The organism is Neobacillus niacini (assembly GCF_023715785.1).
Taxonomy (GTDB): domain Bacteria; phylum Bacillota; class Bacilli; order Bacillales; family Cytobacillaceae; genus Neobacillus; species Neobacillus niacini_E.
On record NZ_JAMBOX010000007.1, the window covers coordinates 35,485 to 59,969 of the forward strand.

A 24,485-nucleotide genomic window follows, 5' to 3' on the forward strand; every position below is an offset into this window, starting at 1 on the left:
GTCCGGTCCAGTTGATTCAACCCTTGCTCGCAATATCTACCTTCTCCTTGGATAAAGCATTTTCAAACATTTCGATGAGGATAGGGACAATCTCAAAGGCATCGCCTACAATACCATAATGGCAGTTCTGGAAAATCGGAGCTTCTTTGTCCTTGTTAATGGCAATGATTAAACCGGAGTTTTTCATGCCGACAATGTGTTGAATTGCGCCGGAAATGCCAATCGCAAAATAAATTTTTGGCGTGACCGTTACACCAGTTTGCCCGACTTGATGGGCATGGTCAATCCAGCCCGCTTCGACCACATCCCTGCTCGCGCCAACCGCTCCGCCAATCGTTTCCGCCAAATGGTGAATGAGCTGGAATCCCTCATAGCTACCTAATCCCTTACCGCCGGCAACAATAATGTCTGCTTCGTCGATTCGGACCTTCCTTACCGTTTCCTTTACGATTTCCAAAACTTTTGTGCGAATGTCGTCTTCTTTTAAGGAAATGGTTTCTTCCACAATTTTGCCTGCTCGCCCAGGCTCTGGTTCAAGTGCCTTCATGACTTTCGAGCGGACAGTCGCCATTTGCGGCCGATATTTTTTACATAGGATCGTTGCCATAATGTTACCGCCAAAAGCGGGGCGACTTGCCAGCAGCAACCCCGTATCCTCTTCCACATCAAGCTCCGTCGTATCGGCCGTCAAGCCTGTCGGGAGGTCAGTTGCCACCGCACTTGCCAGATCCTTACCTGTTGAGGTAGCCCCGAACAGGATAATCTCCGGTTTATGTTTATCCGAGCAATCCAGAACGCCCTTCATGTATGACTCGGTCCGGTAATGTTTAAAGATCGGCTGATCATATAAATAGACGGTATCGGCCCCGTATTCAAAAACCGTCTTCGTTAAATGTTTAACATTCTCCCCGATTAAAATGCCTGCCAATTCTACGCCCCTTTTATCTGCTAATTTCCGTCCGGCTCCCAACAGTTCGAGGGATACAGAGGCAACCTGATCGTCCTTTTGTTCAATGAATACCCAAACACCTTTGTAATCTTTGAAGTCCATCTACATTCCCCCCTTGCCTTGAAAAAGTTCCTTCTTTTCCAGCACAACCGAAAGCAGCTGCTCTGCTTGTTCCCTCGGGCTGCCTTCAAGGAACGTTCCCCCTGCCGGTTTAGGAGGAGCCCAAACCTTCGACACAATTGTCGGTGACCCCTTCAAACCAAGCTGCTTAATGTCCACATCCTCGAGGTCGTCTACAGACCATATATGCGGTTGATATCTTGCAGCCCTTAACATGTTGGGAAGCGGAGAATACGGCACTTCATTGATGGTTTTTTCGACAGAAAATAAGCATGGCAATGTCGAGCGGACAACTTCATAGCCGTCCTCGAGCTTGCGGTGGACAATGGCATATTTTTCGTCTGGATTGAGTTCGACTACTTTGTTCACGGAAGTGAGCGGCGGAATATCGAGCCTTCTAGCAATTCCGGGGCCAACTTGCCCGGTATCGCCGTCGATGGACATTTTTCCGCAAATAATCAAATCGACGGGCTTTTCTTTAGAGATTTTTTCAATCGCCTTGGTCACAGCATAGCTCGTTGCCAAGGTATCGGCCCCGGCAAACCGGCGGTCCGTAATCAAATAGCCTTCATCGGCACCGATTTCAATACACTTCTTGATCGCGGTTACTGCTGGAGGCGGACCCATTGTAACAACAGACACGGTCCCTCCATACCTTTCCTTTAGACGGACCGCTTCTTCCACCGCATGGGCATCATATGGATTCAAAATCGCAGGCGCGGTCCTGCGGTCCATCGTGTTTGTCTTTGGATTCATCTTGATAATTTTCGTGTCAGGCACTTGCTTGATACAGGCTACAATATGCAGCATTTTAATTTTACCCCTCCTTTTTTATCGCTTTCAATCAAGAGTCATATTTAGTCCGTTACCACTACTTTATTAAACAAGATGTCTCCACATTCGTAATTTTCAGTAAAAAAACCACTGGGACGGTTCTCCTGGCTTTTTCCTGGTTAAAACGCCAGCGGAACTGTCCCTGTGGTTCATTTCTCTTTAATTATTTTCTCATCAATTGCTTTCATAATCGCGGATGACCGGTTTTTGACATCCAATTTCGAGTAAATATTGGAAATATAGTTCTTTACCGTACCAAGGGACAAAAACATTCTTTCCGAAATGGCTTTATTGGAAAGGCCCTGTGACAGATACTTTAACACTTTTAATTCCTGCTGATTTAATTCATAGGTGTTAACCGCAGAAGCTTTTTCGCCCAGGCCCATCGCCTCGTTAGAACTCAGCGACTGAAAAACCTCTTTGGCAAGCTCTCGCGGGATCAACGAACCGCCATGATAAACCATTTGAATCCCGGTTACTAAAAACTGCGGATCGACTGCCTTCAAAATGTACCCTTCAGCTCCGGCATTTAACGCGTTCATGACATAATGAATATCTTGAAAAGTCGTTAAAATGATGACTTTAATATGAGGCATGCGCTTTTTTATTTCTTCCGTTGCCTTGACCCCATCCATTTCCGGCATTTGGATATCCATTAATACAATTTCGGGGTTTTCTTTTTCACACAATTCAATGGCTTCTTTTCCGTTGGCTGCCATACCGATAATACTGATATCCGAGATGCTTTCCAATACGATCTTCAAACTTTTCCGGATCAGCTCCTGGTCTTCTACGATAATTGTTTTAATCATTTTCTCGACACTTCCTTTTTAAACGGGTAAATCCTTTTTCTCAATAATGAATGGTTTTTCTTACCTCATCCAGGCCTTTTCTGGCCAGGTTAGCCATTTCATTTATATTTTTTTCAGCCTCTTCCGGACTCTTTTTCATCAGGAATGGCAAAGCATCCAAACTGGTAATCACTGACGTAAAAGTTTGACCAATGCTGTTATGCAAATCCTGCGATGCCTGGTTCTTTTCTTCCATTATGGTCAGGTCTTCAATTCTTTTAGAAAATTGTTTCAAGGCACTCTTAGATTTCTTCCTGGATAGGAACGCAATGATGGCCAATACGGAAATAAAAACTCCATACTTAACATTTCTTCTTTTCAAGCGAAATTCCTCCTTTTCCCCATTCCCCTTTATATCTCTACAATAACCATGAAAAGTCATATTCCAAAGTGTCTGAAGGTCATGAAATTGGTCATAAATGAAAACTCGCCGACTGGCGATTCCGTTAGGACGAAGACAAAGGCGTAGTTGCATTATATGCGTTCAGAATTTATGGATATTAATTCTGATTAGCTAAAAAAGAGAAGTGCAGTTAAACACTTCTCTTTCCGTCTTCACTACAATTATTTCAATAGCCCCGTCATCTTTGCCACACCTTTTGTAGATGCTGGCACTACTGTCTCATTCTTCCTTCTAAACTTAGCCTGAATCGACCGCATAATATGATACGTCGTTGGGACAATCACTAAAGTTAATAAAGTCGAAGTCAACAGCCCGGAAATAACGACAATGGCCAAAGCATTCGAAATCAATCCAGCATCACTAGAAAGAGCCAAAGGCATCAGCGCGCCGATCGTCGCCAGCGCCGTCATCAAGATAGGGCGAAGACGTGTTTTCCCCGCCTCTAACAAGGCTGCTTTAATCTCCATTCCCTGTTTCTCATTCTGCTTCACCCGTTCCATTAACACGATCGCGTTGGTCACAACAATTCCGATTAACATTAAGAATCCAACCAGCGCCGGCATCCCCAGTGCTTGCTTCGTCAAATACAAACCGAGCAATCCGCCTGAGAACAAGAACGGCAAGGATGATAGAATCGCAACCGGCATCACCGTATTTCCAAACGCCACTAACATCACAATAAACACAAGCACAACTGCAACGCCCATCGCAACGCCCATATTGATAAAGCCTTCATTCATCGCTTGCGCCTGGCCTACGGAACGATAGGTTACCCCGTCCGGCAAATCTAACGCTTTAAGCCGCTTATCAACTTCTGCCTGCACGCCTGACGAATTATCGGTCGTAATTCGGCCAGAAACCTCTACATATTGCTCCTGATTTAATCGGTACAACGCTGAAGGACTTGGCTGCTTCGATAGTGTTGCTACTTCAGAAAGAGTTACTTGCTGTCCCAGTGGATTCATGATTTTTTGACTCAAAATATCATCAACGGAGTTCCCCGAACCATTGTTTAATAACAAATTAACACTCGTTGTTTTCCCTTCAACCTGAATCTGTCCCACTTGGTTACCTGCAATCAACTCTCTTACGAAGGCGGCCACCATGATCGGACTCAAGCCTTTTTCAGCCGCTTTCTGATCATTAATCGATAACTGCAGCTGTTCCTTCTCACCAGTAAGGTTCGATTTTACATTTTCCAACCCGTCAATATCCTTAATCTTATCTACAATCATCTTTCCGGCGGCCTCTAAATTTTTGGCATTGCTGCCCTCAACAATTAGCCCTAGACTGCTTGTTCCGACCAGCCCTACTGGTGCAAGGGCTACCTTCATCTGATCATCCAATTTATTAACCTTGGATTTGACACTCTTTTCAAAATCCTTCGTTTGTTCCTTCGATAAATCATCCTTTAAATCGATGGAAAAATAAATTCTGTCGCCGCTCACAATCGTCTGAGCATTTTTAATATGGTTTTCTTTTGCTAACACCTTTTCTACTTCTTTTGCCAGCCCATTAGCCTTTTCCAACGAAGTTCCTTCAGGTAATTCACCTGTTAACCTGTAGGAAACGGCTTTTTCCTGCGGTAAAAAGTTCATTGGTATCATCGGAATTAAAGCGAGTGAACCAGCAAACATGACCACCGCCAGCACAATGGTTATCGCACGGCGATTTAATACCCAGCCCAGCGTATTCCTATAGACTTTTTCAAACCAAGTTTCTTTCACTTCTTTATGTTTAATTTTTAGTAAAAATAACTTCGCCAACAGCGGAACGACCGTCAACGCAACAATCAATGAAAACGCGAGGGCAACGATGACCGTGATGCCAAAGGGCGCAAAGAATTTGCCAACAATCCCCGGTACAAACGAAAGCGGTCCGAACACAGCAATCGTTGTCAGCGTCGAAGAGGTAATCGCTCCGCCCACTTCTTTTGCAGCTGTCAACACCAACCGCTCATCCCGTTTCGGACTAATCAGGGTGCGGCGGTACACATTTTCAATGACAACAATCGAGTCATCAATAACCCGGCCGACAGCGACGGCAATTCCCGCTAGGGTCATCATATTTAAGCTGTAGTCAAAATACTTCAATGTCACCATCGAAGCCAAAATCGATAATGGAATCGAAAGCACAGCGACAATAGTTGCCCTTATATTCCGCAAAAATAGGAACGTCACAATAACCGCAAACAATGTACCCAACAATACCTCGCGAAGCATCCCGTCTACTGATGTTTTTACCTCTTTTGAAGTATCGTATAATTTGGTTAAGGTATAGCCGCTAGGAAGATCCAATTTATCCAACTCTTCCTTCGCCTTGCTTACGAGTTCAACTGTATTGGAGCCTGGCTGTGCCTTCATTTCCACCAAAACAGCCGGCTTCTGATTCAAACGGGTGTATACCTGTTCTTTTTTATTGCTATAAGAGACATCGGCAATCTCCGACAAATTCACATTCACGATACCTTGAGGACCTTGGGCCAGAATTTTCATATCCTTCACATCTTGCACAGACCCCAGCTTGAAATCAGCCTGGACATTCAAGGTTTTATTATCAATGTTCATTTGCCCCGCCGGAAACGCAAAATGATGAGCGATAAATGTTTGCTTCACGGTTTCATAAGATATCCCGTGTTCCTTCATCTTTTCCGAATCAAGCTTGATGGCGATTTCTTTTTCCGTTTCACCATTAATATCAATGGCTCCTGCCCCGTCAATTCTGGTTAAGGCCGGCTTGATGTGTTCATTGATATATTGAGTAAGGTCGGACTGATTGGCAGTGTCCGATGAAAGTGCAAATTGAAACACCGGCATCGCCGAAGGGCCATCCTTGATAATTTGAGGTTTTTGAGCCCCATCCGGCAGCTTAATCGAAGCAACAGCTGTCGTCACTTCCTTTTCCGCCTCATCCATGTCCTTGCTCATCTCAAACTCAAGAATTCCGACGACTGCATTACTGTGTGATTCAACATAAAGATTATCGAGTTTTTTGATTCCTGACAGCGTCGTTTCCAACGGCTTCCCTATATCCTCCAATCCTTGTTCCGGTGTGGCTCCAACATATGGAACCTGGACGATAATATAAGGGATGTCGACATTAGGCATCGATTCCATCTTCATCGTTTTGACGGAATAAATGCCGCCCGCGATCACCATTAACATCGCGATAAAAATAACCCCTGCGTTTTTTAAAGAAAATTTAATCCATGACTGCATAACTTTTCTCCTCCGTTACTTGTTTGGTTTCCCCTTTTTCTAGATTACTTTTATCATTATAGGATTTTCACTTGCTGTCCAGCCTCGGGCGGCTGCTGTAAAATTACCTGCGACCTGAGACCTAGAAACAATTTCCAACAACTCTAAGTTTAAAGTCTGGAAATAACAACCAATAGTGAAGATAGTCATGTAAAAAGTCATATTATTTCAGGGAAAAGTCATATGAAGGAAGGAAAGTTTTATAAAAATAAAAGCCACTCCATCCATTGTGGAGCAGCTTTTCAAAGAATCAACCTACTTGTAACTGCTTTGGTACCGGAACCGTACAGGTCACCGTAGTTCCGAGTTTTTGAGACGACTGGACGCTGAACGTCCCTCCAACTGTAAGCACCCTGTCAGACATCGAACGAAGGCCAAAGCCATATTTGATCTCATCATCTCCTATTCCGTTATCCTTGATCACTATTTGAATGGCCTCCTCTAAAAACTTAATTGATACATTAATTTGTGAGGCGCGGCCGTGTCTGATGGCATTGGTTAAAGACTCCTGGAGACAGCGAATCAATGAGGATTTAACTAAGTCGCCCAATGCCCGCTCCTGCCCATCTGTATCGATTTCGACTTGAGTTCCCGTGTGCTTGATAAAATCATCGACCAATTCTGTGCAACTTTCCAAAAATGTTAGTCCCTTTTCTGCCAAAGGTAAAGTGTGAATCGTATGGCGCAGATCGGCCAGCCCCTTTCTGGCCAAGTTTGATAGTTCTTGAATGTATTTCTGTGCTTCCTCCGTATCACGGATATACGGGAGTGCATCCAAACTAGTAATAATTGCGGTAAAGACGTGACCGACTGTATCGTGCATATCTTTCGAAAGCCTTCTTCTCTCTTCTAATAAGGTTAACTCTTCAATTCTATTGGAATATTGCTCTAATGTTCTGGAAAATACCTTAAGGTTCGAATAATTGTCCTCAATCATGTTCATCTGATTGATGGCTGTCTGTATTAATTCATCCGTGCTGGGATACTCCGTTTCTGATGGTGGTTCGGATTTTTTGGGATCTTCACTTACTTGCTGAGCAGTAGTGATGACTTTGCTAATTAAGCTCTTTATGTTCGTAACCGCCGTATTGAACCCTTCTGCCAATCTCCCTAAATCGTCTTTTCTATTGATGTTGAGATGAATGCTAAAGTTTCCCTGTCCCAATTCCTTTACAGCGTTCAATAAAAGTTTAAGCGGTGACAGGGTTCTTTTTAAGGCGAGGGTTTGAATGGTAATGGACAATATGAGTAAAATAGCAAAAGCGCCCACAAGCCGTGATAAAACTTTGAGCTGATCCTCCCTTATTTCACTGGCACTCATATCCATGACAAACATGGCAATGACTTTTCCGCTCTCATCCTTGAAAGGAATCAAAATACTGGACCATTCTCCGAGCATATCCTGATAGATTCCGGAACTTCTCATTTCGCCTGTCACGGCAATTTCTTTGTATAACTTGACGAATATGGGATTTTGTTCAACCATGTCGCCGGGTCTCATGCCAATATCCAAGTAGTTTTGATGAATGGCCAGTGCCATCGATTCATCTTTCTCATTCACGCCAATGTCCACAAGCACAACCTGGGCAATATTCGGATTTTGCTTCGTGATGTCTGCCAATTCCTTTAAAATTTTTTGATGAACATCGGAATTTAAATCATGATTGGTTTGAATTTCTTTAATGTCCTGAAGGTCAAAGCGGCTAAACGCCATTTGCGCTACACCACGGGCCTGCTTATCCAAATTTTCAGTCATCAGTTTCCCCTGGATGTAGTAGCTGGCAGCAGTCAGGACTGTCCCAATCAGGATAATGCTGATACTGGATAAGAGAATGGTCCGCTGTATGATTGAAAAATGAAAGTAATCCTTAATTTTCTTCATGGTTATCCCACCCCTGCCATAATTATCCTATTACCAAAGACCTAGGGTCAATAATAAATATCAAAAATGGCACGGAGGTATTAGGTTACGGTGGAATGAGATGTTGGAAGGGTGGAATTAGGGGTGAAAAAAATTTATCTGCGATGATTTTCCTTATATCTGCGTTAAATCAAATATATCTGCGTTGATTTCATTTTATCTGCGAAAATACAAATATATCTGCGATCATCCCAATTTATCTGCGATGACTGTTCCGTGCCTATAAAAGAGGATACAAACAAATGTTCATATCCTCTCGTTACCTTTTTTCGATTTAAACTGTTCCTTTAATCATACCTTTCGTTTTTCCGGTCTTGGTTATTGGATGTTTTTAAAATACTTCATCAATTCAATGTTAATCAGAACAGCTACACCGTTTACAATGAGATTCCCTGCCACTGCACTTACAATATAGCCAGTGATATGGCTATACGCGCCAGCAGCATCAATCAAAGCAATGGTGAAAAAGGCAAAACCAATATTGTTAAAAACCTTCGGGATGTAGGTTGATAATCAGGAATAATACAATGGTTAATGGAATCATGACAAGTCGCCTCGGTACTCCCGGGGACACTGTACATTCTTCTCTATTTTTCAGAAATTTTTGAAAAAAGTCCTGAAAATGGGTCTGATTCTTTTGTTTAAACCCTAAGGAATGTAGCAACAAATTACTTTTTCATATTGGGAAAATTTTTGGAATGTAATTTTACAAGGACTTGGATTTCAGAATATCGGTATTTGTCCCCATACTAGTTAGTTTCCAAGTTTAGTATAATGTTAATACACCAAGATTTACCTTAGGTCAAAAAATTTAGGCTTAAGGAGAGTGAGAAACAAGTGTTGGCTGACATTATTTTCTCTTTAGTGATTGGTGGAACTGTTGGAATTGTCGGACATGTTCGGAAGCATGGTAAAATGATTATGCCACGCCGAACAAAAAAGTTTATTTATCTTGGGTTTCTTGAAGAAATGCTCCTTGGTGCAATAGCCGCGCTCCTTATCGTTTTTTATACCGCTCCTAATTCTTATGTTGAAAATATCATCTTCTCCCTAATTGCCGGAATTGCCGGTGATGCCGCCCTTTCAAGCTATAAACTGATCAAGCAGAACAATGCAGAGAAATCAAAATCCAAAAGTTAATAACGCAATAAAATGGACACCATCAGTCAAAACTGATGCTATTCATGCAACCACATGTCCGGTCCGGCAATAGACGGTTCCCTCATAGGGGATCGCTATAAAAGCAGGATAATCCACCCATGCTGAATCATGGGTGGATTAATTTTTTAGTAAAATCTAAGATATTAAATTCTCCGCTCTTTCCCTTCCCAATGCGGGTCCCTTAAGAAGCGGCGCACCACTTTCCCGACGGCACTTTTCGGCAATGTGTCAATAAATTCAATCGACGAAGGCTTCTTATATGAAGCGAGTCTGTCTTTACAGAATTGAATGATTTCTTCCTCGGTAGCTGTTTGGCCGCTTTTGAGGACCACATAGGCCTTAACGGTTTCGACCCATTTTTCATCAGGGACTCCAACAACAGCGGCCTCCATGACGGCCGGGTGCTGATAAAGTACTTCTTCTACTTCCCGCGGATACACATTAAAGCCTCCGGAAATGATCATGTCCGATTTGCGGTCAACCAGGAACAGGTAACCGTTTTGATCTAAATAGCCCATATCCCGGGTATGTACCCAGCCATCCTTAATCGTTTCTTGGGTCAATTCCGGTTCTTGCCAATATCCCACCATAGCCTGGCTGGACTTCACTGCAATTTCACCAACTTCACCTGAAGGAAGCTCCTCGCCCGTTTCATCAACAATTTTTATAGAAGCGGTTGGAACGGGACGACCGCAGGATAACAGTCTTGCTTGCCCTTCTTCTCCTTCGCCGATGTGGTCCTTCTTATTTAAAATCGATAGAATGAGAGGCGCTTCTGTTTGGCCGTAATATTGAACAAACTTCGGCCCCCACAATTCAAGCCCGCGCTTCAATGCTTCGCGCGGCATTGGCGAGGCGCCATATATAATATTTCTGACAGATTCAAACGAATATTGCTCGACATTTGGATGAGATAACAGCATGACAATCATGGTTGGAACGAGATTCAAAGTAGTAGGTTTTTCATGGTGAATGACATGGAGGTATTGTTCTGGATGGAAGCCCGATAATACGGAATTGGCTGCTCCGGAAACCCAATGCGGGAGCACCAGCGTTCCTGATGCATGGGTGAGCGGGGCTGCATGCAGCATCGTATCCCCTTCTTGAATATCTAATGCGGTGATAATATTATTGCAAATGGCGACCCATGTTTCCTGAGTATGGACAGCCGCTTTTAAAACCCCGGTTGTCCCTGACGTATATTGAATTGTCGCGATGTCAGACTCGGACACTTTTACCGCCGGTTCATCCTCGGAAACACCTTGGACAAACTCATGCATGTTAATCATCCAAGGCTCAGCGGTAGTACCGTTCATTTGGCAAAAATACTGAAGGTCGGGGCAATACTTTTTGATTTGCGCAGCGCGTTCGCTAAATTCTTCCGTATACAAGAGTGCTTTCGCATCGGTATCCTTTATCATATGAACATGCTCGTTCTCGGACAGTCTAGTGTTCAGCGGCACCCTGACAAGCCCCGTTTGCAACAGCGCGAAATCAATCTCCAAGCTTTGCAATGAGTTGGCCAGTAAAAACGCCACCCGGTCTCCCTTTTTCAATCCTAGGCTCAACAATGAATTAGCCAAGCGATTACTGTTTCGATACACTTGGTCGAATGTTAATTTTTCGCCTTGAAAAATAGCTCCTGTATGATTCGGAAAATAGATGGCTCCCCTTTTGATTAATTCAGCAGCATTCATTCACAATTCCTCCCCTTTGCTTTTGAAAATTTCCTAACATAATCTCTACCTACATTGAAAAAATTAGAATCTCCCATGTCTGCCTTGTCCGCTTGAAAAGCGAGTAGCGCCTTCCTTTGTCTCCCCACTGTTCACAACATTTTGGCCTAACAAAAATTCGAGTTGCATACCTTTATCAAAGTCCAAATCAAAGCCCCTATAAGCGGCCTCACGATCACTGAGCATGCACGTTTGCGGGAACTCGGCGATTTGTGCCGCTAGTTTCTCCGCTTCATCCTTTGCTGTCCCAGGTTCCACTACCCGGTTTGCCAGCCCTATCTGCCATGCCTCCTCAGCTTCCACCGGACGCCCAGTTAAAATCAAATCCATAGCACGGCTCATGCCAATCAAACGTGGCAAACGTTGTGTCCCGCCATCGACGAGCGGAACACCAAAACGCCTGCAAAACACACCAAATACTGCATCCCGTTCCACCACCCGAAGATCGCACCAGATGGCAAGTTCAAAACCCCCGGCAACGGCATAGCCCGAAACGGCCGCGATTACAGGTTTGGATAAATGCATTCGGCTTGGGCCCATCGGACCATCCTTTGACATATCCGGATTCATCTCGTTGCCTCCACCGATTGACAACGCTTTTAAATCCGCTCCGGCACAAAAAGTCCCTCCTGCTCCTGCCAGGACAGCAACATGTAAAGTATCGTCCTCCTCAAATGCTCGAAAGGCATCAGCCAATTCCTTCGCTGTCCTGCGGTCAACCGCGTTTCTTACCTCCGGTCGATTGATCTTAATCGTGCAAACCTTCCCGTTTTTTTCTACAAGGACATTCATTCGCTTTTGCCTCCATTCTTGTCAGCCAAATAATTGGTAATTAACTTTTTTAAGCTTTGATCCATCTCATTGATGTCATATAGTTGGTCATTCAATGTCCACATGATCCCGAGGCCAAAGCCAAGTGCAATGATCATAATCGGCAAATTTTTTAACGGTTGCCCATCTGTGGAAACGTCCCCCAGGTATTGACCAATATAATTCGTCAAATTTTTAAAAAGTTTATTTATCATGTCGCGGATTTTTGGATTATGATTGGCCTCGCCCAGATAATTTAAAAAGACAGCCATATATTCCGGGTTATCCTTTGGCACTAGATTGATATTTTCCAAATGTTTCAGCAATTTCTCTAGTGAAGGTTCTATCGGTTCCACCGTTTCCATAACCTTTTCATGTGATTGGCGAAAAGAAGCTTTCAAAACCTGCATGAGCAAGTCTTCTTTGCTTTCATAATAGTGATAAATAATTCCTGTGCTCACGCCTGCGTGTGCGGCAATATCCTTCATTGATAGATTTGAAAGCCCTTTTGAAACAATTGCATTTATTGCAGCCTCTATCACCTGACCCTTCCTGATATCCTCCATTCCAACCTTCGGCATAACGACACCTCCTTTTTTATTTATAATGAACGTTCAATATAAATTTTAAGATTTTAATGAATAGTCTGTCAATATTATTTTAAAAAGGAAACCGTCAATAGAAAAACCACAAGTTTCGGACGGTACAATGTTCATATTATTTTTCTTCCTCTTGTATTGATAATTCAACTGGAATATCGTTTTGTTGAGGATTTGTCTTTCTATCTTATATAGATATTTGGTTATTTCTGTTAAAATAAAAAAATGAGATGTGTTGATTTGTACTTAAACAGTCAAGTTTCTTGAGGAAAAAATTTAGAATAAATAAGGTGAGTAGAATGAGGAAAAGTATTGCTTGGACCATTGTTTTTATGACACTTGCAATAGGAATTGGCATTGGTTACTATTTTATTGCATTATCACTCTATGAGCCGTCAGAAGATTTATACGGATTCCTCATTCCTAAAAATGCTGAATCAGTTAATAGTAGTAACAAATCGGAAAGTTATGATTGGTCAAGAGCATCTGAAGAATATGGAATACCGTTTGATTATGAGATTGCTCTCAAAGCAAATGGTTGGAGAAAAGGAGAAAGAGAAGGAGCTTCTATATTATACACAAAAGGAAGTCATTCAATAGATTTGATTTCTACTACCAAAAGGTTGGACATTATCAAAGTAAAGTAGAGACTTCTTTATATAATTTCAACATACAAAAGAGTGTTAATCCTTCTTGGATCAACACTCCCTGAAACGAAAATATTTAACACCTAACATATTTACGTTTGAAACCAATTCTTCCTTTATCCACTTCTTTTTGTATACTTTCATAAGCATTTAGGTAACTGCTTTTTTTCTTTTCCCGTTTGACTTCTACTAATCCTACTTCCTTAGTGGTATCAACTGCTTTTTCATGCATCGGCATAAAGGAAGTCCCTACGGTGTATAGAAAATTATTCATCGCGGATTTTGTTCGTTCCGGCGAATCGTGAATCGTATTTTTTACCAAATCGAGCATATTGGAAATCTTGGTTTCGGAAAACTCATGGTCCTTGCGATTTCCTAAAAGCCAACAGTAACAGCTCCAGCCCGCTGACATTCTCAGCTCGTCACCACTTGCAATCCATTTATCTGCAACCTCTTGGGCTATGTCGGACTCTGATAAAGTGACTGCCACCACATAATCAGACAGCATATAAAAATACGCGGCATCCATCCAACGATCATAATCCGACTCCGTCATCGCTTTTGGGTCTGCAATGATGCCGGCAAAGTACATGGCATCGTAGTTGCCTGTGGCGTAAAGCTCTTCTGCTAAAGATTGATTGATCTTTATTTTCTTTGCGATTGGTTTCATAGCACCTGTTGCCACGCCAAAAACCGGCTCATGCGCACCATTGGAGATGTACATTTTTTTCGTTCGTTCCTTGCCGAGGGCTTCAAGCTCCCTCATGACTGTTTCGAAATCCATCGTTTGCACTTCCTTCTTAAAAATGACTATTCATCGTAATGATATCATACAATTATCCCAAAAATCGCAATCCTGTGGGGTTAATTCGAAAACGAAAATGGCCTGATTACTGCTTCAATCCCGCCAATTGTTGTAGTTTACAAGCAAATATAAGTAATTTTTGGACTCGATTTTTGAATTTAAAACTATATCTGCGATAACATCCGTTATATCTGCGATATATTCAATATATCTGCGGTAATTTGATTTTATCTGCGTAAAAACAAATATATCTGCGATAATCCGAATTTATCTGCGATAAGGGCGGCCGATAGTTTGAACAGCTTCCTACAATCCTCTCAAAAAAGGAATGTCCCCTGGCAGGTGAATTAGCACGGTCATAATAAAAATTATGCTTCTGCCATTAGCGGTGCGCTTAGACTTGCTAATTTGATAACTAAAAAACGACAGTTACCCTGTGGTCATTAACATTTTAATTTGAACAAAGCACCCCTTCGTAAAATAAGAATTTAGTAATTTTATTTTTGAGATTTCAATTTGATAATACGTTCACTAATAAACCCCACTAACATCCCAACTGCAATTGGTAGTAGAGCAATCTCAGTTTCCGAGAGTGAAATTTTAAATATAAGAAAATCAATATCAGCTATAAAGCCTATTATATAAAGTAATATCATCGTTCCAAATGAAGCCATTAACGGAATCCAAAAGGACTTATTCACAACTCCACCTCCCATTTATAATATTAATTGCTCAACTAATGCCACCCATTACTTTAAGTGCAATTTTTCACAAACATAGCCGCAAGTTTATATATTTTCTGGAATGCTGTTCATATAAGATTATTAATGTTTTCCTTTCTTTTTTCCTGCAATGAAAACACCCCCTAAAATACATCCAAACCCTATAATATGCATTATATTGTTACCCATCTTACCTAAGCTATTACTTGTTAATCCCATAAAAAAAATCCAAATAAAATAAGTAATATAGCAAAAAATAATTTCATATTTTTTCATCCCTTAATGTGTTCTTTTCCAATTTATTAACTTGATATTAACATATTTTGTAATTACAAGAGTGAATATCGTCCATTTCCCGTGTTTCCTTTTTATTTTCTGCTTTGACTAACTGCTGTCGATTCGAGAGGTGTCCTTGTTCAGCTTACCTCGCCCGTCCGTTCCTTCAATAAAAAAAGCGTCTCCACACTATTGTAGAAACGCTCCAGTTGATACTAAAATAAAATCATAATAAAACTATTGGAAAATTACGGATACCCTAACCAGCAATTCCCTTGGCAAGCAACAGGAGAAATACAAATACCAACACTGCTCCATTTAATAGTACACCCAATATTCCTGACAACCACTTCTTTGAAAGTACCGCAAATACAATACCCAATATCGAAAGTGTTCCTAGAACAATAATACCAAATGTCAAATTCGCATTAGGTCCTCTCATTACTAAAAATGAAATAATACTTGCAATAACCATTTACGATAAGGAATCAGGTTTTGGCATTACTCAGTTTTCAAAATGTAATTATTGATGACCCATTATTGGGTGAGGCACATACGGCTCTTCCAGGAATGCTATTTCTTCCTGAGTTAATTTTACTGACAGTGCACCTAAGGCATCTTCGAGATGGGATGCTTTTGTTACACCAATAATTGGAACTGTGACAGGTTGTTTCTGCAATACCCAGGCAAGGGCGATTTGAGCCCGGGCAACACCACGTTGCTCAGCCAGCGCAGCGACACGTTCCACCACAATTCGGTCTGCTTCAGCGGTTGATTTATAGAGTGTTTTCCCATATTCATCCTTCTCGGAACGGTAGGTTGTTTCCTCCCAATCCCGTGTTAATTTCCCTCTGGCTAACGGACTCCAAGGCATGACAGCAATTTTTTCTTCCTTGCAAAGCGGCAGCATTTCCCGCTCTTCTTCCCGGTACAATAGATTAAGATGATTCTGCATCGAGACAAACCTGGTCCAGCCATGCTTCTCCGCTATATGTAAGGCTTTTTGGAACTGCCAGGCGTACATGGAGGAGGCGCCAATATACCTTGCCTTCCCGGCTTTTACCACGTCATGCAAGGCTTCCATCGTTTCTTCAATTGGCGTATCGTAATCCCAACGATGGATTTGATAGAGGTCCACATAATCCGTTCCTAATCGTTTCAAGCTTTTATCGATTTCACTCATAATCGCCTTGCGAGAAAGGCCGGCCCCATTTGGACCTTGATTCATACGATTGTACACCTTCGTCGCAATGACAATCTCATCTCGATTGGCAAAATCCTTTAACGCCCGTCCAACAATTTCTTCACTGGTACCGTCTGAATAAACATTCGCTGTATCGAAGAAATTAATTCCGGCATCGAGAGCCATCTTGATGATCGGGCGGCTTTTCTCCTCATCAAGCACCCAATGATGACTCCCGCGCTCCGGCACTCCAAAACTCATGCAGCCGACACAAAGACGGGATACATCCATGCCTGTATTGCCAAACTTCACATAATCCATTTGAGATCCCTCATTTCTGTTTTACCGTTACATTTTTATTTTACCTGCTTGTCCTTCGAAAAGGTAAATGGCAGCTTTTGCTTTTTTTCTAGTTTCACCATTAAAATACTTGCGGTTTGCTCCAGACAGAAGTGGAGAATAAATAAACTCTTCTATAACCCTGTCATCCTTACAATTGATAGGGCGTTTAAGCTTTTGAGTGAGTTGATTTTTTTCTAATAGCAGAGATTTGGGGTTCAACAATTGTAAAGCATTAGTTCCCATCGCAATGATAACATCTGGAGAACAGAAAATGATTTCTTTAAAAATCAGCTCCCTGCTGAGTTCCTCGCATTCTGCCAACCATTTTTGCCTCTGTTTTTGGTCAACTTGATGGTTTTGCTGCCTTTTACCTTTAGGATAGACCTTTTTTGCGTCCGTCACATAAATATAGTCCATGTCTAACTCCAGGTCTGTTATAAAAAAGTCACGAGCATCCTTCCAGCTTTTAAAAGGAGTAAGGCCAAATCTAGTAATATAGGTATGAATGTCATCTGGATGAATTTCATGATTCATAAGATTGGCATAAAAGACAATACTGCCTGCATCTAGTGAATTCGAGTCTTGTGAAATGACAAAATACCGAGTTTTTCTATCGTTTGAAAAATAGTTCTTTCCCCAATAGGGAAGATCGGCTCCAATTCTCTCAGAATGGCGCTGTTGCGTATGAATCAAATATTGGGCTTCCCGTGAAAAGTGATGGTTTGGATGCGTTTTCTGAAAAACTTTAAAAGCCGTTTGCTCGTTGTATCGATCCTGCGGGTAAATCCCATAGGGTCTAAATATTTCTCCAAGCTCTTTAATTTTGATTAAATCATTCATACATTCCGCCCTTTCGATGATTATAAAGAGAAAGACCTTATTTCCTATTATAATCCAGGGGGCATGTCGGAAAATGTCTAATTATAAAACTAAAATCAGAAAATTTGGGCAAAAAAGCCACAGGGACAGTTCTAGAGGCTTTATATGCCACTAGAACCGTCCCTGTTTTCGCTATGCCGGCCCTTTAAGCATCGAAATGTTCCGAGTCCACTTTATTTAATAAAAAGTCCGAAGGAGCCTTTCCGTACAAATATAACCGATGCAACGGCCTCGTCATCGAAACATACAACAATTTAATGTCCAGGTCCATCAGTGAGTAAACTTCTTCCAAACAGACAATCAAAACGGCATCAAACTCTAAGCCTTTTGACAAATAAGATGGCAGAATCACGATGTGCCCCTTCTTCATTTCTTGTTTTTCTTCCAATAGCTGAATGGGAAGATGACTTTTTTCAAAAAGTTTTTGGATTCTCAAACATTCCTTTTCGGTCCGTCCAATCAGCGCGATGGAGTGCAGTTCCTCCTCTTTTAGTGAGGCAATATCTTGTTCCAACTGCAGCCTTACCTGTTCCGGATTTACCGGGTCTATCTTTTTAAAGCAGGGTTTTTGGCCATGTCGAATGACGGGTTCCACTTTAGGCAAGTCTTGGTCCATCAACATTAGGATATCGTTCGCCACATTCATGATTTCAACCGTGGTTCGATAGCTTTTTTGCAGTGCCTGATAATTCGCATTCGGAAAAATATCCTGAAGTACCGGTGTCCAGCTATTTAAGCCGCGGTAAGAATGAATTCCTTGCGCCAAATCTCCTACAATCGTAAATAGCTCGGATTCAAAGCCTTCCTTTAAGGCGGCGAATTGAAAATAGCTGTAATCCTGTGCTTCATCTATGAAGACACTGCGCATTTTAAATGGTTCCTCGATGCCTTCCAGCTTTGCCTTCATATAAAAAAGCGGAGCTAAATCCTCCAGCTCGAATGCACCTCGCTCAAAGATTCGCTGACAATATTTACTGAGAACCTTGCATTCTTGATCAGTAAGAGTAGTGGAATACTGACGGATACTTTCAGGTGAAGACATTAGCTCCATATACAAGGCAAAAATATCTTTCATCACAAACGCAGCCATATATTTTTTTACAACGACCTTTGACTCCTGTTCAATCCTCTTCTTTCGTTGGTCTACCCGATCCATTAAGCTGGTTACTTTTTGCTGTCGCTTCTCCGGGTCCAGCCTCCTGTTATAAAGGACACCATCGAGCGCTTCTTCATATTTCTTATTAAGATTCGTTAACATAACCGATTTTTTCTTTTTTACATCCTCTTCTAATAGGCTTTTTATTTTTCCAAGCCTTTTGTAGATTGGTAAATAAGTATATTCTTTTAAAAATAAGGCCCTCAGCCTTTTGCCCTTCATGAGGACGGAATTTTCAACGACAACATCTTCGCTCGGGGCAAGATTACTTTCCAATTCATTTACAAATCGATTGATTAATTCCTTAAATTCTAGCGAACCTTTATATCTCGAAACCCATTGCATCGATTTATTCGTTCCGTTCCCCTCAATCAGTTTCATCAGCTTGGCATTTGGCGAAAATAGTTTTATTTTCTGCGCTAAGCAGCTTCGCATAAAATCAATGTAGGTCGTTTGGTTGATTTTGTTGACCCCTAATTCCGGCAAGACGGCGGATATATAATCTATAAACAAGCGGTTTGGTGCGAGAATCATTAATTTTTCTGGAGGAAATTGAAATCCAAAGGAATAGAGGAAATAAGATATTCTATGAAGTGCGATGGTTGTTTTCCCGCTTCCAGCGGCTCCTTGAACAATTATGGGCCGCGTCAGTGATGCCCGGATGACTTCATTTTGCTCATTTTGAATCGTCGCCACGATTTCCGTTAAGCGATTATCGGCTTTACCTGCTAAAGATTTTTGCAAAAGCTCATCGTGGGTTGTCAGATCGATGTCATTCATTTCTTTTAATAAACCGTCGACAATGTCATACTGTCGCTTTAATGAAAGGTACCCGGTTTGTGTCTCCCCATAGGCATCATAAGACACCTCTCCCAACCGGCCGTCATAGTAAACATTGGCGATTGGGGACCGCCAATCCACAATAATCGGCTGCTGGGTGACACGGTCAAATAAGGATACTTTTCCTATGTACAAGATTTCTTCTTTTTTCGTGCTATCGCTGGTATAATCAATCCTTGAAAAATAGGGCTTGCCGATCACGCTTTCAAGTCGTTTTAATTCAGTTTCCGCCAATTCAAGAAAACTGGCATTCGCGAGGAGGTCTGTGTAGCTCGCACTGCTGTCCTTTGAATTCAGTTCGGAAAAAGATTGTTTCATATTTTCCACGAAAAATTCTTTATTGCCCTTCGAAATTTCTAAAACGGTGCGGATATATTCCTTGGTAAACTCTAAGCGCTCCGCTTCTGCCTGATAGTCCTTATGGTCACGGACAGAAACTCGATTGTTGGTACTCATCCAGTCACCTCACTAGGTAATTTTGGAAGTATGGGATAATTAGATTAAACCAAGGCTCAATTGGTAGTCAAGTTTTATCCCTTTATTAACCAATACTCTTTACTAAAGAAAGCTGCACGATTAGGATTAAGGGCAGCCTTCTTAGCATGCACTAGGCAGAAAAAGTTATGGGACAATTATTGGCGGCATGACGGATTCTTCTTCAAGAACATTTATACCCCCAACGACTTCATAAGCCGAACCGATTGATACAAGCAAATCTCCTGTGATAGCAATTTTTTGCTCCTGAAGAATCTTAATGAGATCTGTTTCATTAATTTGCCTTGATACGGAGAGCGCCTCCAGCAGTTGTCCAATAGTTCTAATCCATACACCCGTCAATATTTGTTGTTCTCCAACCCGATTGGTATCTTCCTCTAATTGGAAAATCCCTGTTAAGCCTTTTAGCTCGATCAGCTGACCAACCACTTGAATCCAAAGGCCTAGGGCAACCTCTTTTTCTAATTTTTTTATCTCCTTACTTTTTTGGTCACTTTTATTGTTGCTGTTTTTGTTCATTTGCTTTGGATCATTCATGATTACCGACCCCCTAAAACTCAAATTACAATAATTTATGTAAAATGAGAATAAGAGTGTCTTCCGGATTCACATGGACTACAAAGAATTTTCTTGTTTTTCCGAAAAACAAAAAACACCCAGAAATGATTGGTGTTTCAACATTTATTAGGTGTTTTATCGTTTTTAAAATTTCTAAAGTGAACAATTCGGAGGAATGAGTCTCTTTACCTTTAATTTAGCGTTTCCTTTATCCATTCCAATACCTGGTTGATTTCATCTTTTGTCGTATGTCTGCCCAAGCTAAATCGGATAGCCCCCATCCCCACCTCTTCAGGAACGTTCATTTCCTTTAATACCGGTGAAAGTTCGATGCTGCCGGCATGACAAGCGGAACCGGTTGAGGCTGCTAATTGAGGGATTGCATCTAGCAAGTCTTGACCTATTTTTCTGACAAAACTGACATTCAAGGTATTAGGCAGTCGTTCCTCTGGATGACCATTTAATTGAACACCATCTCCAAATGCTTCCTTTAACTCGTTCCAGAAATCGTTCGTCAGTTCTTTTAATTCCGGGTTTCCTAGGTGGGTTTTAACAATTTCACATGCTTTCCCGAGGCCGACTGCCAACAAGGTATTTTCCGTTCCTGCCCGTAGCCCGAATTCATGACCGGCCCCATGAATGAGAGGTTCGAGTGCAATTCCCTGCCTTATGTACAGCGCTCCAATTCCTTTAGGAGCATACAGTTTATGGCCAGCAATTGTCAGCATATGGACATTTAGCTCGTTCACATTGATAGGCACTTTTCCCACTGATTGGGACGCATCGGTATGGAAGGCGATTCCGTACCTTTCTGCTAGTTGTCCAATTTCTTGAATCGGCTGCAGGCTCCCGGTTTCATTATTGGAGTGCATGATTGAAATCAAAATGGTCTCTTTTGTGATGGCTTTTTCAATTTCTTGTGGTGACACTCGACCGTACTGATCTACACCTACATAGGTCACCTTGGCCCCGATTTTCTCAAGGAATTTACATGGGTTCATCACCGCCGGATGTTCGATTTTCGATGTGATGATGTGGTTTCCTTTGTGCTTATTTTTAAAATAAAAACCTTTTAACGCCAGGTTATTCGCTTCGCTTCCCCCACTGGTAAAGATAATTTCCCCAGGAGAACAGCCTATTAAGCCGGCAACCTGTTTCCTTGCGTTCTGCATTAGTTCTTTCACTGGTGCCCCAGCCCAATGCAGCGCGGACGGATTTCCATAAAAATCGTGGAGCAGCGGCATCATGGCGTCGATTACCTCGGGGGCAATTGGCGTGCTGGCATTGTAATCTAAATAAATTTGTTGCATTTAGTGATGCATTCCTTCCCTGAATTAAATTTGGTTTGTTGTTGCATATCAGTTCTATTTGACCGTGTCCTGGGTTATTTCTTCTTCTCGGTCGTTTAGAGATGTTCTTATCGACCGTGTCCTTAATTTTTTCACGTTCTCGGTAGTTTAGAGGCCTCGTTATCGACCGTGTCCTGGTTTTTTTCATCGTCTCGGTCGTTTAGAGACGTTCTTATCGACTGTGGCCTTGTTTTTTTCGCCTTCTCGGTCGTTTAGAGCCGTTCTTATCGACCGTGTCCTGGTTTTTTTCACCTTCTCGGTCGTTTAGAGACGTTCTTATCGACCGTGTCCTGGTTTTTTTCATCGTCTCGGTCGTTTAGAGCCGTTCTTATCGACCGTGTCCTGGTTTTTTTCGCCTTCTCGGTCGTTTAGAGCCGTTCTTATCGACCGTGTCCTGGTTTTTTTCATCGTCTCGGTCGTTTAGAGACGTTCTTATCGACTGTGGCCTTGTTTTTTTCGCCTTCTCGGTCGTTTAGAGAAGTTCTTATCGACCGTGTCCTGGTTTTTTTCACCTGTTCGGTCGTTTAGAGCCGTTCTTATCGACCGGTACCTTGTTTTTTTCACCTGCTCGGTTGTTTAGAGCCGTTCTTATCGACCGGTACCTTGTTTTTTTCACCGTCTCGGTCGTTTAGAGCCGTTCTATGGACCAAGCTTCTTTTAAACACTCATTATTAATCGTAAAGAAGAACAAAACTTTAAGAGTTCTTGCGTATATTCAGGATAATATAGACCTGTTTCGTATTGGGTCAGCGTGAGAATTTCCCGTACCGTTCTCTTGCCGTCCATCCAGTAAAAAAGGAAGTCAGCATACCCCATTGGCACATTTCCCTCGACTTCTTTCAACCAATGGTATCGGTCTTCAAACGGAAGATCCTTGATTTCATCACCCATACGGACCGGTGCTTGATACGTTCTCCGATAAACCGCATTTAACCATTTTTCACCAAGCACATCACCGGATTCAATAATAGCTCCCTCTTTTTCTACCAATTCAAAGATCAAATCCGCATGTTTTGAAATTAGCTCTTTCTTTTGGCCAATATACTCTACCAGACTCTTAAACTGACGCAGCTTCGCATAAGACACCAGCTGGCCCAAGGCTTCATCCTCATAACTAACATAAAAAGACAATGCCTCCGTTGAAAGTTTACTTTTTAAAACAAATTCTCTAGCCTTATGAAGGTTTGCGCCTATTTGCCCAATATGGTTAGTAGCATAGTCTAGCCAATCCCCCTCTTCCCCATTCGCCAACCCATAACTGTACAACGCTGCGGCTCCACCCACTAGCTTCATCATGTTTTCATCCAAATGGTTCGTAGAGTCGGAGGATGTATGATAATACTTGTCAGGCCACTGAATAAGCATCGGGCATGGAATTCCAATTGTAGGGTCGGAAATAATATAATGATCGCTCCCGCCGGAGAAACGAGTAGAAACATAATTCACGGTGCTATAATTTGTTGTTCCCGAGAAAGTCTCTATGTTGTTTGCCAGCTCTTCCACCAGCTTATAAGCAAACTGGTCGACAAATGTAGGTATGGCCATCGGGGGCTGCTCCACACACAACGGGCCTCCGCCTATCTTTTGGTCGGCGCCGACCATATCCAGGTTCAATGCCGCAATCGTGTTCGGAATCCTATCGGGATGCTGATGGAAATAAGCAGCGGTTCCCGTCATTTCCGGCATCAGCAAAAATCGGATGCCCAGTTCTGGCTGAGGGAGATTCCCTTCCTTGATGAGACGCGTTAACGTCCGCATCACTTCCATTAATGTCCCCGGGCCAGAGGCATTGTCCTTCCCACCCGGATAAGGATGACAGAGGTGGCTAACGAGCAGGATTTCTTTGTCGATTTTTCCGGGGATAAAATATTCAATATTTTCAAAGTGGCCATCCTCCAAATGCGCCCTAACGAAGGCTTTCAACTGGACCTTTTGTTGTTTGGCTAGCTGGCGCAGTTCTTCCCCAATCCTCGGAGAGACAACAAACCCAAATGATTTAACTTCCTCTTCTGTATGCCACCAGTAGGAGGTGTATTGCCTAGTATCCGGCATGTCCATCCGGGTGCGGATAGGTGGAAATTCACTGAGATTATCAAATATAAGTCCGGCACACTTGTATTTTTCTACAGCTAACATATGTATAATGAACTGGTTGCCTCGGACAAGAGCGAGTTTCCCCTCAAGGTCGAGTCCTTCATAACTGCTTTCTTCCTCGGCATTTTCAATGACAATTAATTCAGCCACTAACCCACCATCAGGTGTAGAAATACTCCTCTGTACAACGGAAATCTCTTCCTCTGTGAATCTGGCAAGCCTCTTCCTTACCGGCGACTCAATCCATAGTTCAGCCTGTTCGCAGGACCATTCTTGAAAAGAACGATGGGATAGAAATCTTTCGCCAAATTGGGCAGGATACGAAACTAGTTCTGCCTCGACCCCATCTCGCTTTAATAACGAAACCACTTCCTGCGCAGCCTGCCGATAACCGGGTGATGCCTGGATGCGGTGATACTGGGCGATGCGTTCCGCATAGCGAAAGGCTTGCCTGCCGGACATTTCTTCCTCCAAAACCTTTTTCCAACTGGTGAACAT

At 42.3% G+C, this 24,485-nt stretch carries 20 protein-coding genes; 2 read left to right on the forward strand and 18 right to left on the reverse strand.

Features of this window, described 5'->3' with window-relative positions; translation table 11 throughout:
• Positions 1-16: 16 nt before the first annotated feature.
• The 6 genes from M3234_RS14005 to M3234_RS14030 form a co-directional block, all read right to left on the reverse strand.
• Positions 17-1,051 (reverse strand): electron transfer flavoprotein subunit alpha/FixB family protein, encoded by a 1,035-nt coding sequence (locus tag M3234_RS14005; RefSeq protein WP_262305311.1) that lies wholly within the window; start codon positions 1,049-1,051, stop codon positions 17-19.
• Positions 1,052-1,879, reverse strand: coding sequence for an electron transfer flavoprotein subunit beta/FixA family protein (locus M3234_RS14010; RefSeq protein ID WP_262305312.1), 828 nt, complete (start codon positions 1,877-1,879; stop codon positions 1,052-1,054).
• A gap of 173 nt (positions 1,880-2,052) precedes the next feature.
• A complete protein-coding gene (locus tag M3234_RS14015; RefSeq protein ID WP_262305313.1) occupies positions 2,053-2,715 on the reverse strand; it encodes a response regulator transcription factor in 663 nt (220 codons plus the stop codon).
• A 40-nt stretch (positions 2,716-2,755) separates the two neighbouring features.
• Positions 2,756-3,076: a histidine kinase dimerization/phosphoacceptor domain-containing protein gene (locus M3234_RS14020; RefSeq protein WP_262305314.1), complete on the reverse strand. Its 321-nt coding sequence runs from the start codon at positions 3,074-3,076 to the stop codon at positions 2,756-2,758.
• Positions 3,077-3,318: 242 nt separating this feature from the next.
• Positions 3,319-6,375: an efflux RND transporter permease subunit gene (locus tag M3234_RS14025; RefSeq protein ID WP_262305315.1), complete on the reverse strand. Its 3,057-nt coding sequence runs from the start codon at positions 6,373-6,375 to the stop codon at positions 3,319-3,321.
• Positions 6,376-6,664: 289 nt separating this feature from the next.
• Positions 6,665-8,296, reverse strand: coding sequence for a sensor histidine kinase (locus M3234_RS14030; RefSeq protein WP_262305316.1), 1,632 nt, complete (start codon positions 8,294-8,296; stop codon positions 6,665-6,667).
• Positions 8,297-9,172: 876 nt separating this feature from the next.
• On the opposite strand from M3234_RS14030, the gene M3234_RS14035 reads away from it, so the two are divergent.
• The gene (locus tag M3234_RS14035) at positions 9,173-9,475 is read left to right on the forward strand and encodes a DUF4257 domain-containing protein (RefSeq protein WP_262305317.1); all 303 of its coding nucleotides are present in this window, start codon (positions 9,173-9,175) and stop codon (positions 9,473-9,475) included.
• Positions 9,476-9,639: 164 nt separating this feature from the next.
• Here M3234_RS14035 and M3234_RS14040 read toward each other — a convergent pair whose 3' ends face one another.
• The 3 genes from M3234_RS14040 to M3234_RS14050 all read right to left on the reverse strand — a co-directional run bounded on the left by M3234_RS14040 (position 9,640) and on the right by M3234_RS14050 (position 12,623).
• The gene (locus tag M3234_RS14040; RefSeq protein WP_262305318.1) at positions 9,640-11,193 is read right to left on the reverse strand and encodes a class I adenylate-forming enzyme family protein; all 1,554 of its coding nucleotides are present in this window, start codon (positions 11,191-11,193) and stop codon (positions 9,640-9,642) included.
• 63 nt (positions 11,194-11,256) lie between these two features.
• Entirely contained in the window at positions 11,257-12,024 is a 768-nt protein-coding gene (locus M3234_RS14045; protein WP_262305319.1) for a crotonase/enoyl-CoA hydratase family protein, read from the reverse strand.
• The gene (locus M3234_RS14050; protein WP_262305320.1) at positions 12,021-12,623 is read right to left on the reverse strand and encodes a TetR/AcrR family transcriptional regulator; all 603 of its coding nucleotides are present in this window, start codon (positions 12,621-12,623) and stop codon (positions 12,021-12,023) included. Before M3234_RS14050 ends, M3234_RS14045 begins: the two co-directional genes overlap by 4 nt.
• 317 nt (positions 12,624-12,940) lie before the next feature.
• Here M3234_RS14050 and M3234_RS14055 point away from each other — a divergent pair, with 317 nt between their 5' ends.
• A complete protein-coding gene (locus tag M3234_RS14055) occupies positions 12,941-13,288 on the forward strand; it encodes a hypothetical protein (RefSeq protein ID WP_262305321.1) in 348 nt (115 codons plus the stop codon).
• 76 nt (positions 13,289-13,364) lie between these two features.
• Here M3234_RS14055 and M3234_RS14060 read toward each other — a convergent pair whose 3' ends face one another.
• The 9 genes from M3234_RS14060 to M3234_RS14100 all read right to left on the reverse strand — a co-directional run bounded on the left by M3234_RS14060 (position 13,365) and on the right by M3234_RS14100 (position 24,485).
• The gene (locus M3234_RS14060; protein WP_262305322.1) at positions 13,365-14,072 is read right to left on the reverse strand and encodes a DNA alkylation repair protein; all 708 of its coding nucleotides are present in this window, start codon (positions 14,070-14,072) and stop codon (positions 13,365-13,367) included.
• A gap of 518 nt (positions 14,073-14,590) precedes the next feature.
• Complete coding sequence (locus M3234_RS14065; protein ID WP_262305323.1) at positions 14,591-14,794, reverse strand: ATPase; 204 nt, start codon at positions 14,792-14,794, stop codon at positions 14,591-14,593.
• A gap of 556 nt (positions 14,795-15,350) precedes the next feature.
• On the reverse strand, positions 15,351-15,566 hold the full coding sequence (locus M3234_RS14070; protein WP_262305324.1) for a hypothetical protein: 216 nt from the start codon (positions 15,564-15,566) through the stop codon (positions 15,351-15,353).
• A 48-nt stretch (positions 15,567-15,614) separates the two neighbouring features.
• Complete coding sequence (locus M3234_RS14075; RefSeq protein WP_262305325.1) at positions 15,615-16,595, reverse strand: aldo/keto reductase; 981 nt, start codon at positions 16,593-16,595, stop codon at positions 15,615-15,617.
• A 27-nt stretch (positions 16,596-16,622) separates the two neighbouring features.
• A complete protein-coding gene (locus M3234_RS14080) occupies positions 16,623-17,456 on the reverse strand; it encodes a uracil-DNA glycosylase family protein (protein ID WP_262305326.1) in 834 nt (277 codons plus the stop codon).
• A 184-nt stretch (positions 17,457-17,640) separates the two neighbouring features.
• Complete coding sequence (helD, locus tag M3234_RS14085; protein ID WP_262305327.1) at positions 17,641-19,947, reverse strand: RNA polymerase recycling motor HelD; 2,307 nt, start codon at positions 19,945-19,947, stop codon at positions 17,641-17,643.
• A gap of 165 nt (positions 19,948-20,112) precedes the next feature.
• Positions 20,113-20,523, reverse strand: a complete 411-nt coding sequence (locus M3234_RS14090; RefSeq protein WP_262305328.1) for a hypothetical protein — start codon at positions 20,521-20,523, stop codon at positions 20,113-20,115.
• 212 nt (positions 20,524-20,735) lie between these two features.
• Entirely contained in the window at positions 20,736-21,854 is a 1,119-nt protein-coding gene (locus M3234_RS14095; protein ID WP_262305329.1) for a cysteine desulfurase family protein, read from the reverse strand.
• A gap of 696 nt (positions 21,855-22,550) precedes the next feature.
• The gene (locus M3234_RS14100; RefSeq protein WP_262305330.1) at positions 22,551-24,485 is read right to left on the reverse strand and encodes a DUF4910 domain-containing protein; all 1,935 of its coding nucleotides are present in this window, start codon (positions 24,483-24,485) and stop codon (positions 22,551-22,553) included.